This is a genomic window from Phocaeicola dorei (assembly GCF_013009555.1).
Classification (GTDB): Bacteria; Bacteroidota; Bacteroidia; order Bacteroidales; family Bacteroidaceae; genus Phocaeicola; species Phocaeicola dorei.
Genome location: NZ_CP046176.1, coordinates 4,196,456 through 4,210,761 on the forward strand (window position 1 = coordinate 4,196,456; position 14,306 = coordinate 4,210,761).

General features: G+C 39.9%; 11 protein-coding genes. 7 read left to right on the top strand and 4 right to left on the bottom strand.

From position 1 onward, the window contains the following. The first annotated feature begins 4 nt into the window (after positions 1-4). Complete coding sequence (locus tag GKD17_RS17450) at positions 5-781, top strand: porin family protein (protein WP_007831225.1); 777 nt, start codon at positions 5-7, stop codon at positions 779-781. 858 nt (positions 782-1,639) lie between these two features. Here the strand turns inward: GKD17_RS17450 and GKD17_RS17455 are convergent. Beyond that, the gene (locus GKD17_RS17455; protein ID WP_007855744.1) at positions 1,640-2,842 is read right to left on the bottom strand and encodes a DUF4925 domain-containing protein; all 1,203 of its coding nucleotides are present in this window, start codon (positions 2,840-2,842) and stop codon (positions 1,640-1,642) included. A 118-nt stretch (positions 2,843-2,960) separates the two neighbouring features. On the opposite strand from GKD17_RS17455, the gene GKD17_RS17460 reads away from it, so the two are divergent. Then, complete coding sequence (locus GKD17_RS17460; RefSeq protein WP_007839296.1) at positions 2,961-3,734, top strand: IS5 family transposase; 774 nt, start codon at positions 2,961-2,963, stop codon at positions 3,732-3,734. Between the two features lie 109 nt (positions 3,735-3,843). Here GKD17_RS17460 and GKD17_RS17465 read toward each other — a convergent pair whose 3' ends face one another. After that, positions 3,844-4,305: a calycin-like domain-containing protein gene (locus GKD17_RS17465; RefSeq protein ID WP_007831221.1), complete on the bottom strand. Its 462-nt coding sequence runs from the start codon at positions 4,303-4,305 to the stop codon at positions 3,844-3,846. Positions 4,306-4,414: 109 nt separating this feature from the next. Next, positions 4,415-7,372: a PEP/pyruvate-binding domain-containing protein gene (locus tag GKD17_RS17470; protein WP_007831220.1), complete on the bottom strand. Its 2,958-nt coding sequence runs from the start codon at positions 7,370-7,372 to the stop codon at positions 4,415-4,417. A 234-nt stretch (positions 7,373-7,606) separates the two neighbouring features. On the opposite strand from GKD17_RS17470, the gene gdhA reads away from it, so the two are divergent. The 5 genes from gdhA to GKD17_RS17495 all read left to right on the top strand — a co-directional run bounded on the left by gdhA (position 7,607) and on the right by GKD17_RS17495 (position 13,116). Beyond that, positions 7,607-8,944: an NADP-specific glutamate dehydrogenase gene (gdhA, locus tag GKD17_RS17475; RefSeq protein ID WP_005845584.1), complete on the top strand. Its 1,338-nt coding sequence runs from the start codon at positions 7,607-7,609 to the stop codon at positions 8,942-8,944. Positions 8,945-9,105: 161 nt separating this feature from the next. After that, the gene (locus GKD17_RS17480) at positions 9,106-9,498 is read left to right on the top strand and encodes a hypothetical protein (RefSeq protein ID WP_007831216.1); all 393 of its coding nucleotides are present in this window, start codon (positions 9,106-9,108) and stop codon (positions 9,496-9,498) included. Next, on the top strand, positions 9,491-10,792 hold the full coding sequence (locus GKD17_RS17485; RefSeq protein WP_007831214.1) for a DUF3440 domain-containing protein: 1,302 nt from the start codon (positions 9,491-9,493) through the stop codon (positions 10,790-10,792). The genes GKD17_RS17480 and GKD17_RS17485 overlap by 8 nt, the downstream gene beginning before the upstream one ends. After that, positions 10,789-11,301, top strand: coding sequence for an IbrB-like domain-containing protein (locus GKD17_RS17490; RefSeq protein WP_005845588.1), 513 nt, complete (start codon positions 10,789-10,791; stop codon positions 11,299-11,301). Before GKD17_RS17485 ends, GKD17_RS17490 begins: the two co-directional genes overlap by 4 nt. A 27-nt stretch (positions 11,302-11,328) precedes the next feature. Next, the gene (locus GKD17_RS17495; RefSeq protein WP_032935382.1) at positions 11,329-13,116 is read left to right on the top strand and encodes a GLUG motif-containing protein; all 1,788 of its coding nucleotides are present in this window, start codon (positions 11,329-11,331) and stop codon (positions 13,114-13,116) included. Between the two features lie 158 nt (positions 13,117-13,274). Here the strand turns inward: GKD17_RS17495 and mdh are convergent, their stop codons facing one another. Next, positions 13,275-14,216 carry a malate dehydrogenase gene (mdh, locus tag GKD17_RS17500; protein ID WP_007831209.1) on the bottom strand — a complete coding sequence of 314 codons (942 nt, stop codon included), beginning with the start codon at positions 14,214-14,216 and terminating at the stop codon, positions 13,275-13,277. Positions 14,217-14,306: the final 90 nt, after the last annotated feature.

The window sequence follows — 14,306 nt, forward strand, 5'->3', positions numbered from 1 at the left end:
AGATATGAAAAAATATACATTAACCCTGATACTGGCTTTGGTAAGCCTCGGACTGTATGCGCAGACAAACAGAAACAAAACAATCATCAATGCAGCATTGCATGGTTGGGAGTACGAAATCAAAGCGGGAGTCAACCTAGGAGGTACCGCCCCATTGCCTTTCCCCGAAGAAATACGCAGCATAGACGGATATAATCCAACCCTGTCTATCACTATCGAGGGAAACATGACCAAGTGGCTGGACTCGAAAAAAAAATGGGGGATCATCACTGGACTGCGTTTGGAAAATAAAGGCATGCGTACCAAAGCAACTGTGAAGAATTACAATATGGAAATCATAGGCTATGACGGAAACCGCCTAAAAGGAAACTGGACCGGAGGAGTACGCACCAAAGTACAGAACTCTTACATCACCATCCCCGTACTAGCAGCCTACAAACTGAATCCACGCACCACGCTGAAACTCGGTCCGTACTTTTCTTATCTGATGGACGGAGATTTCAGTGGTCATGTATATGAAGGCTATTTACGTGAAACCAATCCCACCGGAGACAAGATAAATTTCACCAACGGAGCCATTGCTACTTACGACTTCTCCGGCGATCTACGCAAGTTCCAATGGGGAGTTCAGGCAGGTGTGGATTGGAAAGCGTTCAAGCACCTGAAGGTACACGCCGACCTGAATTGGGGCCTGAACGATATATTCAACAAAGATTTCAAGACCGTTACTTTTGATATGTATGCCATCTACCTGAATGTAGGATTCGGGTATGCGTTCTAATCCAAAAGTTTTCCACCACTGAAGATTTGTTATTCTACTCCCCCTTATCTTACTTCAATTTCCCGATAAACAACACATTTCTGAAGTAGGATAAGGAGGAGTAGTGGTTTATTTACAAAATCATGAGGGAAGACTTTTACTCTTAAAGGATCATTTTGTTCTCCGGCAACTTTTAGAAGTGTTCTTGACATATCAGTTTTTTTCTCTAGAAAGTTGGGGACGTTTATACCCTCATGCTCTCACTACATGTATAATATGTTAATTATAAATGACTTATACATAAGTAGTAATAATATATGCTCTCACTTATACTCTCATGCCCTCATTACGTTCCGAAACAGATATTCTCGTAATCTACTTGTTTTCAGCTATATATTCTTTTTTATAAGTTGTTTCGACTTGATACAAAGTAGATATTTTCAGGATTTTTCCTCGCAATAATACGCATAAAGACTTTGTACTTCCACAGAATGATAGCTTACAAAGTCCCAGTAGTAGTAAAAAAGATCAAGACGTTTTTAAAAAAGCTCTTTGTCTTTTTTTAAAAGCTCTTGATCTTTTTAAAAAACGTCCTTATCTTTGATGTAGAATTTTATTTGAGACATATAAGATTTCACATACGTCTATATAATTCTATACAGATATACGTACAAAAATCCATTTTCTGATATGAGAAAAACAGTGTGTCCATTACACTTCTCATATTTTTACAGGTGATCCTAGTTGTAGTAGAAAATAAAAAAACTTTGCTCAGGTAATCGAAGGTGAAATACAAAAATAAAAATAACTATGAAAAAAGGCGAAGAGAGGTAGCTCTCTTCGCCTTACTACTATACAAATAATTTCAGCTTTTCTTCTTTACTTAACAAAGTTCAAACCAATCTCCACTTTAGTAGTAGATTCTATGATCTCAGGAAAAGCTTTCAACATTGGCTCAGCTAAACCAGCCATATCACCGAAATCAGGGTCTTTTTTCATCAATTCCACCAGCATAGCAACCACTTCTTCGTCTGACAGCAAAGGAACAACTAGTGTTTTCAACAAAGGCAACAGTAATTCTGTATTCAGATATACACTTAAAGCATCCTCTGTTTGTTCAAAAGCTACAGGTACACCATTCACTAACATAGGATACAACATTTGAATGGCCTGCTGGATAACTGTCTGAATATCAACAGCTCTCCCTGCATTATTGACAGCAGCGATGATAGCAGCAGGATTCAGAAACACCTTTATCTGATTGTCATTCTCTACTACGTATTGAGCCAAGTTTACAGGAGACTTCGTCCATTCTGTACCACCATTAGCAGCATCTTTATAAGTAGCCACGATGTTACCGTCTTCCATGAAAGTGACATCCTGCAAAACTGTTCCCAACATATCAGTAGCGGAAACTTTATTTTCTGCTCCAACAGCAATCAGCGGCATGCGTAATGCGATTTTCAAAACCGACTCAACCGGTATTTCAAAAGAACCGAAAAGAGGAATTCCTTTTTCTGACTCCCATACCAGACGAACAGGATCCGACTCTTCTACTTCCTGGTTATACGGTTTCAACTTCCAAGTCATTCCAGCCAGTTTCGCATTCTTCAATTTCACTTCACTCAAAGCCAGCTCCATAGCTCCGGCTGAAACCTCACCTTTATAAGAGAAAGTACAATAATCTGTTTCTGATGTACCGGCAAAAGAACATTGATCACCATTGATAGTCAAATCAACCGGCAAGGTAACCACCGGACTTCCTGGTAACACACCGGGAGCAGTAGGCATCGATACCTCTTCACGAGCTGCAGCACTCTTTGCTTTCCCCAAGATGCCATTTAAGTCAAATTCCCCTTCCAAACGTAGAGTTGCCTTCTGAGCATTGGTTGCATCGGGAGTAAAAGTAACTTTCTTACCCAGCATCGGCGCACCATTATATGTAAGTTGCAAACCGTTTTCACCAGTAAAAGTTGTCTGAGGCACAGGATTTACCACTTTTTCATCATCATCACTACACGATGCAAACAATGTCACCGAACAAATCACTGTAAACAGGTAATAAAATAAATTTTTTTTCATTGTCTAAGAAACTGTTTTGAATTGATTTAAGAATAATGTTATAGGGCTACATACAATTCAGAATCAGCCGGTCAATTGGAAAAATGTTATATCTTTAAAGGTACCAAACAATAAAGTTATGACACAGTATCCAACCGACCTGACTGAAAAACAGTGGCAAGTTATAAAAAATATTTTAGAGCCGCAAGCGAGGAACCGAAAACATTCGCTTAAAGAGATAATGAATGCCATCCTTTATATCAACAAGACCGGCTGCCAGTGGCGTATGCTTCCTTCTGACTTCGCCCCTTGGCAAACCGTCTATTACTACTTCCGTAAATGGAAGCTTGAAGGCGTGTTTGAAGAAGTGATGGATACCTTGCACGCTTTCATCCGTAAACAGGCAGGACGGCAGGAAAGTCCCAGTCTTGGCATCATGGATTCCAGAAGCGTAAAGACTTCCCATCATGTTGATTCAGACCGTGGTATAGACGGGAACAAGAAAATCAAAGGACGGAAAGAGCACATCATTGTCGATACGCTTGGCCTTCCGTTAGCCGTCGCAATCCATGAGGCCAACCTGCATGACAGCAAGGGCGCCCCACAAGCCATAGAAAAACTCGCTTATAAATTTCCGCGTTTGGTGAAAATCCTGGCGGACGGAGGCTACAGGGGAGATTTGGCTGATTGGGTCAAGAAGAAATTCGGATGGATATTGGAGGTCGTACTCAGACCGGACGAATGTCCATCCAAATTTCAGGTACTGCCCAAACGCTGGATTGTGGAACGCTCTTTCTCATGGCTGGAAAACTTCAGAAGGCTGACCATCGATTACGAATTCCTTGCTGAAACCGCAGAAGCTATGGTACAGATTGCATTCATCCAAATCATGCTTAACAGATTTATCGAATGAAATCAAAACAGCTTCTAATTATTCTTTAAATAGTATTTGTCATCAACAAACAAAAGGCAGAACCTTTCCTTGCAAGCTCCTACCTTTTTTTTATTTTTCCTTAACCCGATTATTTAGTTCCTTCAAATTCCACTTTCAACGTGTTAAGTGCCGGTACATTGGTGATATTGATATCAATATCCAGTTCTTTGGCATCCACCTCACCTGTAATAGAAATAGGCAATTCAATGTTCCCCAAAGCTGCCACAGTCAAAGTAGCCTGTCCATTCAGGTCAAAATCATCCCCTTCTCTATCCAAAGCAACTTTGCACTCTGCACTAATGTCACCAATTGTCAATCCACTGAATTTAAAATCTTTCAATTCCACTTTCACTGTATTGGCATCTACCTTAGTTACAAAGATAGAAGTGCCAGGAATTGATTGATTCAACACTTCCAATTGGCCAGTGAAAGTACCCACCACCTGATCAATAGTCAATCCTGTTACCTCATCGTCATCATCGCTACAAGATGCGAACAATGCCACTGAGCAGATCATTGCAAACAGGTAATAAAACAAATTCTTTTTCATTGTTTAGTTAATTTAATTTATACTCGAAAAATCGTGCAAATATAATAAAAAGTTAAGCGTATAACTATTTTTATCGAAAATTAGGACACATTTTACGTAATTTAGAACATTATTCCGGCAACATCACTACCCCCAGCTTCTTCTTTCCATCCATCTTCACTATCAATGGTTTATCAAACCGTACATGACGAATGAACCTGGTTTCTTCAATAGCCGGCCGGGTATCCAGTACCTCTTGGTTATAGATACCATCCTTCATATAGGCATTGATTGTGAAATAACCGACTCCGAAGGAAGTCAGATTCTGAAAGAAGTGAGTTCCCTGACTAGGATCCACACGATAATTAGTCAGCCCCGCCTCCACAATGACACGTGCGGCCGAAATATGGGGCCATTTCACAGGAATGCCCAGCCACGAATCGCTGCTTCCCCAGCGTCCCGGACCTACCAATATATAATGTTTCCCTTCATCCAAGAATTTACGGTTCATCTTTTCTATTTCATAAGCAATGGTCGGATTATTGGAAGCAGTATAACCATCTGTTTTCACATAAATCACATCCTGAATGTCCTCCATAATGCCATGTCCCAGTGAATTATTACTCTTTAAAAGAACATCCTTATCCTTAATAAGGTTCAAATCCTCCTCAAGATTGGCTTTCACATCGACCATCGGACGAATCTGCAATAAATAGAAAGTACCATTCTTCTTTTGCTGGTTCAATGTCACAGCAAACTCTATCTCAACAGGACGCCTCATCTCACTTTGCCCGTATTCCTGTACCAATTGCAAAATACGAGGCAAAGGAAATACATCATGTTGCAACACATTGGCAAATGTTATCACCTTCCGGCCTCCCGGATAAATTCCGTCACGGATAATCATATCATACGGATCATACGTGGAAGCAATGAAAGTTAAGGCTCCATCATTATCAGCTTCTTTCACCGGAAGCTTCAACAAATTAAAACCGTCATCCAAAGAAAAGTTATGCCCCGTATTCTTCAAATCAAGCGCATAAAACTGAGTCTGCGTCTCACGAAGAGCAATTTCCATCTCACTGGTCTGCAACACTTGGTTAGGATGATAAGGACACACCCTCAGAGTCAGACCTCCGTCTACAATATATTTACCCAGCCCCAAAGCAAGACTCACAGTTCCCTCTTCGGCTTTTTCATCTCCTATGGGGTAGTAGTTGAGCGAACGTGCCACCCCCGAAATAGAAGGATAAAAACGGTCACCATACTGTGTACCGACCACCTGTTGCAAAATAACAGCCATCTTCTCCTGGTCTATCACATTGCTGGTTGCCTGCATATACGCCTTGCTGTCTCTGAAGAAAACAGAAGCATACACCCCTTTTATGGCATCGCTCAACATACGGAGCATCTCATATTTATCATCTAAATAAGGAATCATATAAGTAGAATATATTCCAGCAAAAGGCTGATAATGAGAATCTTCAAGCAAGCTAGAGGAACGGATGGCTATAGGCGATTTCACCACATCAAAGAAAGCAAAGAAATCTTCCACCAGACGGTCGGGCAACTTGGCACGAAGAAAAGCCTTCAATATCGTGTCATCATCCGCATCACTCAATGCTACTTGATATAGGCTGTTGGTATCCATGAATTCATCAAAGATATCTGTACAAAGCACCACCGTTTTAGGAATGACTACCGTCGCATTTTCAAACTCATCAAATTCCACGTGACGCTTTACCATATTGTCTATAAAAGCCAAACCACGTCCTTTCCCCCCCAATGACCCCTCACCGATACGGGCAAAATTAGAATAACGGTCAAAACGATCACGTTGGAACACAGCCACCACACCTTGATTCTTCATCTTACGATACTTCACAATAGCCTCAAAGATTATACGGCGATGAGCATCAATATCCTGCAAAGAATCCCAAGTTATCTGCTTTAAAAACTCGGCAGGTGGAAACATGGCACGAGAATACAGCCAGCGGGATACGTGATTACGACTGATATGGTAAAGAAGAGATTCTTTAGGAATAGCAAAAATAACATTCTGTAATTCCTTCAAATTATGAACACGGGCCACTTCTTCCAATGTATCGGGATTACGGAAAATGAAATCCCCGAAACCAAAATCATCAGACACAATTTCACGCAAGTCTATATTCATCTTCTTGGAATTCTTATCCACAAAGCTAGCACCATACCGGGAAGCATACACCTTGTTATCTACCTCGGCCGACTGTAAAATAAGAGGAACAAACGGATCCCTGGAACGTATCTCCGCCAGCAATTTAATACCTGCCATTGGATCCACCACACCACCACGTGGGTAACGTGCATCCGTAATCACACCTAATACATTATTCTGATATTTATTATATAAATCCATCGCCTCCTCGTAAGTACGTGCCAATACAATTTTGGGACGTCCCCGCATACGCAATGTACGCTGGTGAGCATTCAAAGCCTCTGTGGCAAATTCCTGACTTTGCTTCAACACAAATTTATATAAGTTAGGCAACACGGAAGAATAGAACCGGATGGAATCTTCCACCAATAAAATCATCTGCACTCCCACCTCTTTAATATCATGTTCCAAATTCATCTTATCTTCTATCAGCTTGATGATAGATACTAACAGGTCCGTATTCCCCAACCAGCAAAACACATATTCAAAAATGCTCAGATCCTCATGCTCCATACGTGCCGTAATACCATGCGAGAACGGGGTCAGTACCACCAGCGGAATATGAGGGTATTGTTCTTTTATGCTGCGTGCAATTTCAAATGTATCACTGTTATCAGATCCGGGCATACAAATCACCAAATCAAATGTAGTATTCTCCAATTGCTTCCAGGCAGCCTCCTCAGTAGAAACTTGTGTAAAACGCGGCGGATAGCGAAGACTGAGGTTCATATATTCATTAAATATCTTCTCATCTATACGCCCGTCATCCTCCAACATAAAAGCATCATACGGATTTGCTACCAAAAGAACATTAAAAATCCGTTTGGTCATGAGGTTTACAAACGAGGTATCCTTGAAATACAACTGATTTAATTTTAACTTGCTGAGCATGGTTATTCGATTTACATGGATAATGTAATAGCAAAATACGTCAATAATATTGTTTTATGCAACTTATTCGCAATAAAAAAGAACTTTTGGGTAGAGTGGTCTTACCACAACGATTAACTTTTTATCACCACCAAACTAAAATTTAGCCCAAAATATTTTGCCAATTCACCAAAAAACATACCTTTGCATCAGAAATGATTTTCATTTTGTCAAAACCTTAAATGCATAATAATTATGGATATTAATCAAATCATGACCTCCCTGGAGGCAAAACACCCTGGTGAATCAGAGTACTTGCAGGCTGTAAAAGAAGTCCTGCTTTCTATTGAGGATATATACAATCAACATCCGGAATTTGAGAAAGCGTCCTTGATTGAGAGATTGGTGGAACCCGACCGTATCTTTACATTTAAGGTGCCTTGGGTAGATGATAAAGGAAAAGTACAGGTAAACTTAGGTTACCGCGTTCAATTCAATAATGCAATCGGTCCGTACAAAGGCGGTATCCGTTTCCATGCTTCTGTAAACCTCTCCATTCTGAAATTCTTAGGATTTGAGCAAACATTCAAAAATGCACTGACCACATTGCCTATGGGCGGTGGTAAAGGTGGCTCCGATTTCTCACCACGTGGTAAGAGCGATGCTGAGATCATGCGTTTCTGCCAAGCATTCATGCTTGAATTGTGGCGCCACGTAGGTCCTGATATGGATGTTCCTGCCGGTGACATCGGTGTAGGTGGCCGTGAAGTAGGATATATGTTCGGTATGTATAAAAAGTTAACCCGTGAATTTACAGGTACCTTCACTGGTAAAGGCTTGGAATTTGGCGGTTCGTTAATTCGGCCTGAAGCAACCGGTTTTGGTGGTCTTTACTTCGTAAACCAAATGCTGAAAGCAAAAGGAATTGATATTAAAGGTAAAACGGTAGCTGTTTCCGGTTTCGGTAATGTAGCTTGGGGTGCCGTGACTAAAGCAACTGAATTAGGCGCAAAAGTAGTCACGATCTCCGGACCCGACGGCTATATTTATGATCCGGACGGTGTAAGTGGCGATAAAATTGATTATATGTTGGAATTACGTGCGTCAGGCAATGATATCGTAGCTCCATACGCAGAGAAATATCCAAACTCAACATTCGTTGCCGGACGTCGTCCGTGGGAAGTTAAAGTAGATATTGCACTTCCGTGTGCAACTCAAAACGAATTAAATGGCGAAGATGCTTGTAATTTAATAAAAAATTCCGTTCTTTGCATTGGAGAAATTTCTAATATGGGTTGTACTCCGGAAGCAATTGATGCGTTTATTGAAAACAAACTAATGTATGCACCAGGTAAAGCCGTAAATGCCGGAGGTGTAGCTACCTCAGGTTTGGAAATGAGTCAAAATGCGATGCATATGAGTTGGAGTGCACAAGAAGTAGATGATAAGTTACATCAAATTATGTATGGTATTCATGAACAATGTGTGAAATATGGTACTGAACCTGATGGATATATCAACTATGTAAAAGGAGCAAATATTGCAGGCTTTATGAAAGTAGCTCATGCCATGATGGCCCAAGGAATTGTTTAAAAGCATTCTATTAGCATAAAAATATCTCGTTTAGTTGTATTTGTATTTTGTATTGTAGCTTGCGCTGCCCGCCTGTGAAGGTATGGCAGCGTTTTTTTATGGTATATCCAATCTTTTTTATACATTTGTAGCTTCAAGTAAACGTATGTAAAATTTAAGTTATGGAAATATTACAACTAGATGGCCTTGAACCTCAATTATTTAATTTAATTGGACCATTGGCTATGAATCCTAAAGTCCTGAGGGCAAATAACAATTATCCCTTTAAAACGACCGAACGTTTTCAATGGTACATTGCTGTCGAAGATAGTGACGTAACCGGTTTTGTCCCTGTAGAGCAGAAAAGTGGCGGTTATGTTATTAACAACTACTATGTCCATAACGATGATCAGGAAGTGTTAGCTGGATTGTTGGAAGCAGTAAAGCCTAAAAACAATTTGTATGCAATTGTTCAAACCAAACACGAAGCAATTTTTTCCAACTGTGGTTTTCAAACCGAACACCGCTGGACTAATTATATTAAAATGATTTACAACACGAACAAAAATGAATAATAAAAGAACTAAAGGGGAAAATGTTTATCAACTCGTTCAAAAGAGGCTCAAATTCTTATTCAACGAATTTGATAATATCTATGTTTCTTTTTCTGGAGGAAAAGATAGTGGTGTCTTGCTCAATTTATGTATCCAATATATCAGAGAGCATAATCTGGACAGGAAAATCGGAGTATACCACATGGACTATGAAGCACAGTATCAAATGACCACAGAGTATGTGGAACAAACGTTCAGAGAAAATCAGGATATATTGGAAATCTACCATGTCTGTGTCCCTTTCAAAGTAGTGACTTGTGCTTCTATGTTCCAAACTTATTGGCGCCCTTGGGACGAAAGCATGCACGCCCACTGGGTAAGGCCTATGCCTAAAAACTGTTATAAGAAAGAAGATTTCCCATTCTACAATGAGGAAATGTGGGACTACACCTTCCAAACTTCATTCGCCTCGTGGTACCATAAAAAGCATGATGCAGTACGCACTTGCTGCCTGGTTGGCATCCGAACTCAAGAGAGCCTAGACCGATGGAGAACTATTCACGGTAACAATCGTCTGAACAGCTATCACAACCTGATGTGGACCCGCAGACTAGGATACGATTTATACAATGCCTACCCTATCTATGACTGGACTACCGAAGATATATGGACAGCATACGCCCGTTTCAAATGGCCATTCAACCAAATGTACGAGCTTTATTATAAAGCCGGAGTACCTTTGGACAGACAACGTGTAGCCAGTCCGTTCCTCAGCACAGCACAGGAAACCTTGAAATTGTACAAAGCCATCGATCCCAATACTTGGGGGAGAATGTTAGGCCGAGTAAACGGAGTAAACTTTACCGGAATCTATGGTGGAACCCGTGCCATGGGATGGCAAAACATCAAATTACCAGAAGGCTACACATGGAAAGAGTATATGTACTTCCTGTTAGATACGTTACCCGAAGAAACCAAACAGTCTTATTTGGAAAAACTAAGAGTAAGCCGGGAATTCTGGAAATACAAGGGAGGATGCCTAGATTTATCAACTATACGCAAGTTAACTGATTTGGGCATAAAATTCTACGTACAAAAGAAAACAAACTACAAGACAGACAAACTTCCTGTTCAAATGGATTATCTAGACGATATAGACATCGCAGAGTTCAAAGAAATCCCCACTTATAAACGTATGTGTATTTGCATTCTGAAAAATGACCATGTATGTAAATATATGGGATTTGCCCTAACTAAAAAAGAAAAGTTAAGAAGAGACAGAGTGATGCAGAAATATAAAAACATTATCAGATGAAAGAAGAATTCGAAAGTCCTGTGTATCACGTGCACAGAGTACCGGTGGAAAAGGTACGTGCCAACAGTTATAATCCAAACCACGTAGCTGCTCCTGAAATGAAGTTGCTGGAATTAAGCATTTGGGAAGATGGCTATACTATGCCTTGTGTATGTTATTATATTCCCGATGAAGATATATATGAACTGGTAGACGGGTATCATCGTTATTGTGTGCTTAAAACTTCAAAACGTGTGTTCGAACGAGAAAAAGGTTTACTTCCCGTGGTCGTTATAGAAAAAGACCTTTCAAACAGAATGGCAAGCACTATCCGCCACAACCGCGCCCGCGGCACTCACAGCATTGAATTGATGGTAGATATCGTGGCAGAACTGACCAAAGCCGGAATGAGTGACGAATGGATAAAAAAGAATATTGGTATGGATGCCGACGAACTTTTACGACTCAAACAGATATCCGGCTTAATGGAACTCTTTGCTGACAGGGAATTCACAATACCTGAACCATAAAGCAATTTTCATTAATACATTATTCAGTTGAAATATAACTCATTAATAATAGGATTGTCGGTCCTAGCTTTGCAAAGCTGCACCGACAATCTTGTTTATACAGGGGCCGATATCGAGGTAGTACTCACAGGCAATACATACAAAGCAGCTTTCACAGAAAGCTCCCCTGTTTCCACTTTTAACTCCGGCAATCAAATCCTGCTGAATGCTTCCGGCAGTCTTCAAATAGACAACAGAATTCTGACTTATATGGACAACCAATGGAAAGCAGAAAATGAATTTAGCTGGAGTGACATAACAGGAAAAACAAATATTACGGCGCTATATCCTGTCTATCCTGATTTGGACTATATCCAAGAAAATCTTTATAAAAACAATTCGTTGGAAGACATACTGTATGTCAAGGATGAATTTCCAACCGGAAATTCCATCCATTTACAGTTCAAACATTTATTTTCTCTTCTGACACTGTATTTGGACAGAGATTTACAGACCAATCTTCAGAAAATAGAAATAACATGTCCTGCTGTTTCCTCTATTATCCCAAAATCCGCTGAAATAGTTCCAGCGGATAATGAAACACATACGACTACTATTGCCCAAGTTTCTCCTTCCGGAAATTATTCGTTTATAGTCCCTCCTGTCAAAAACATGGTCATCGCCATAAATATGGTGACGAATGGAAAGAAATATACAACACAACTAGAAACAAAGTCTTTTACTGGTAACAAAGAATATACTTATCACTTAAAGACATCTGAAAAAACTCCGGGAATTATTACTGCTGAAGATTGGATTGCGTTCAGCCAACTTATTAATAGCAATACATTTACCCAATACAAAGGAAAAACATTGGACGATTTCGGAGAAACGATGAATGGAATAACCATTTATTATTTATTGAATGACATTGATTTTAAAGATGTGGATTGTACTGAGTTAAAGCAAATAGGATATGCCCAAACAAACTATTACTTTTCCCAAATCTTTGACGGACAAAATCACACCCTTTACAATATACCTATCAATTCCAGCAATGGCACCACAGGTGTATTCGGAGCTGTCAATATCACCGGCATAGTTAAAAATCTTCATATCGAATCCAGCAAAGTATCTATCACATCAAAAAGCAAGAGCACAGCAGAAGGTACAAGCATTTTAGTCGGACGCAATAAAGGCAAAATACTAAATTGTTTCGTTAAAGAGTGCCAAATTACAGCCAATCCAACCAAAACGAACCAATCAGCCAATACAGGAGGCATAGCAGGAACTTCAACAGGGGAAATCACCAATTGCTATGTTACCAACACCCAAATCGTTTATGACGCAGATTCAAAAATAAAAGCAGAACCAGCCGGCGGAATAGCAGGTTCCATCCAAACTCAAGGTTTGATAACAAACTGCTACTCTGCCAACAACATAATAAAGAACAGAGAAAGTTACAATGGTGGAATATGCGGAAAGGCTTTGGATGGAGCGCACATTGAAAATTGTTATGTCTATAACATAGATCTAATTACGACCAAAGGATTATTTGCAGGTATAGCTGCCAACTCTTTCTTCATCCACAACTACTATGATAATGCAAAAATAACCTTTATCGGAAAAAATAACAGTGGGAATCAGTTGTCTAAAAATGCCCAATACACAGGTACTTTTATGAATAAGGAAAACATTCCTATCTACCAGCTTCTCAACCAATGGATAAATGAAACCGCTCCTACCCTTTATCCCGGTTACCTCTTTACCCGATGGACTGATGGAGGAGAAAATCTTCCTGCCGTTTTCATTTCAGAAACACAAAAAAGTAAGTGAACTTCGCGAGACAAGTAAGTCCACTTGCTTTGCCATTTAAGCCCACTTACTTTGCTCACGAAGTTCACTTACTTTTTCAAAGATTCTATACAAATTAAAAGCCGCTTTCTCATTTCACAGAAAAAACGGCTTTCATATAAAATTATAGTTTGTTCTTATTAAAGAGCACCTACTTCATGCAAAGCAGCATTAGTCTTGCGAACAGCAGCAGCACTTGCAGCAAATTTAGCTTTTTCTTCTTCGTTCAAAGGCAATTCAACGATCTTTTCAATACCGTTCTTACCCAAGATTACAGGCACACCACAGCAAATATCTGATTCCCCATATTCACCTTCCAAATAAACTGAACAAGGAACCATCTTACCTTGGTTGTGGATAATAGATTCAACAACAAATGCACCAGCTGCACCCGGAGCATACCATGCAGAAGTACCCAGCAACTTAGTCAAAGTAGCACCGCCTACCATAGTAGCAGAAGCAACTTCCTGCAATTTTTCTTCAGACAAGAAGTTAGAAACAGGCATACCTTTGTAAGTAGCAAAACGAGTCAAAGGAATCATAGTAGTATCACCGTGACCACCGATAACCATACCTTCCACTTCATTAGCGTTGCAACCCAAAGCTTGAGACAAGAAATATTTGAAACGTGAACTATCCAAAGCACCACCCATACCGATGATTCTATTCTTAGGCAAGCCCAAAGCTTTCAATGACAAATAAGTCATGGTATCCATCGGGTTAGAGATAACTACGATGATAGCATTAGGAGAATACTTTAAGATATTCTGAGCAACTGACTTAACGATGCCTGCATTAACACCAATCAGTTCTTCACGGGTCATACCCGGCTTACGGGGAATACCTGAAGTGATAACCACAACGTCAGAGTTAGCTGTTTTTTCATAATCGTTAGTGCAACCTACAATGTTTGTGTCGAAGCCCAACAACTGAGCAGTCTGCATCATATCCATTGCCTTACCTTCTGATACGCCTTCTTTAACGTCCAGCATTACTACTTCGTCTGCTACTTCGTTAAAAGCAAGAACATTTGCACATGTAGCACCTACGTTACCTGCGCCTACTACGGTTACTTTTGACATAATCTCTATATTTTGTTTAAAGTTGATAATAAAATCGCCTTCTTAAAAGCACCGCAAAGTTACAATGATATTCCGAATTAAAGAAAAATT

What these genes read in the sequence shown, in the direction of transcription:
- mdh (WP_007831209.1), bottom strand. Translation starts at nt 14,216, where the DNA reads ATGTCAAAAGTAACCGTAGTAGGCGCAGGTAACGTAGGTGCTACATGT.
- GKD17_RS17470 (WP_007831220.1), bottom strand. Translation starts at nt 7,372, where the DNA reads ATGCTCAGCAAGTTAAAATTAAATCAGTTGTATTTCAAGGATACCTCG.
- GKD17_RS17455 (WP_007855744.1), bottom strand. Translation starts at nt 2,842, where the DNA reads ATGAAAAAAAATTTATTTTATTACCTGTTTACAGTGATTTGTTCGGTG.
- GKD17_RS17490 (WP_005845588.1), top strand. Translation starts at nt 10,789, where the DNA reads ATGAAAGAAGAATTCGAAAGTCCTGTGTATCACGTGCACAGAGTACCG.
- GKD17_RS17485 (WP_007831214.1), top strand. Translation starts at nt 9,491, where the DNA reads ATGAATAATAAAAGAACTAAAGGGGAAAATGTTTATCAACTCGTTCAA.
- GKD17_RS17450 (WP_007831225.1), top strand. Translation starts at nt 5, where the DNA reads ATGAAAAAATATACATTAACCCTGATACTGGCTTTGGTAAGCCTCGGA.
- GKD17_RS17465 (WP_007831221.1), bottom strand. Translation starts at nt 4,305, where the DNA reads ATGAAAAAGAATTTGTTTTATTACCTGTTTGCAATGATCTGCTCAGTG.
- GKD17_RS17460 (WP_007839296.1), top strand. Translation starts at nt 2,961, where the DNA reads ATGACACAGTATCCAACCGACCTGACTGAAAAACAGTGGCAAGTTATA.
- GKD17_RS17480 (WP_007831216.1), top strand. Translation starts at nt 9,106, where the DNA reads ATGGAAATATTACAACTAGATGGCCTTGAACCTCAATTATTTAATTTA.
- gdhA (WP_005845584.1), top strand. Translation starts at nt 7,607, where the DNA reads ATGGATATTAATCAAATCATGACCTCCCTGGAGGCAAAACACCCTGGT.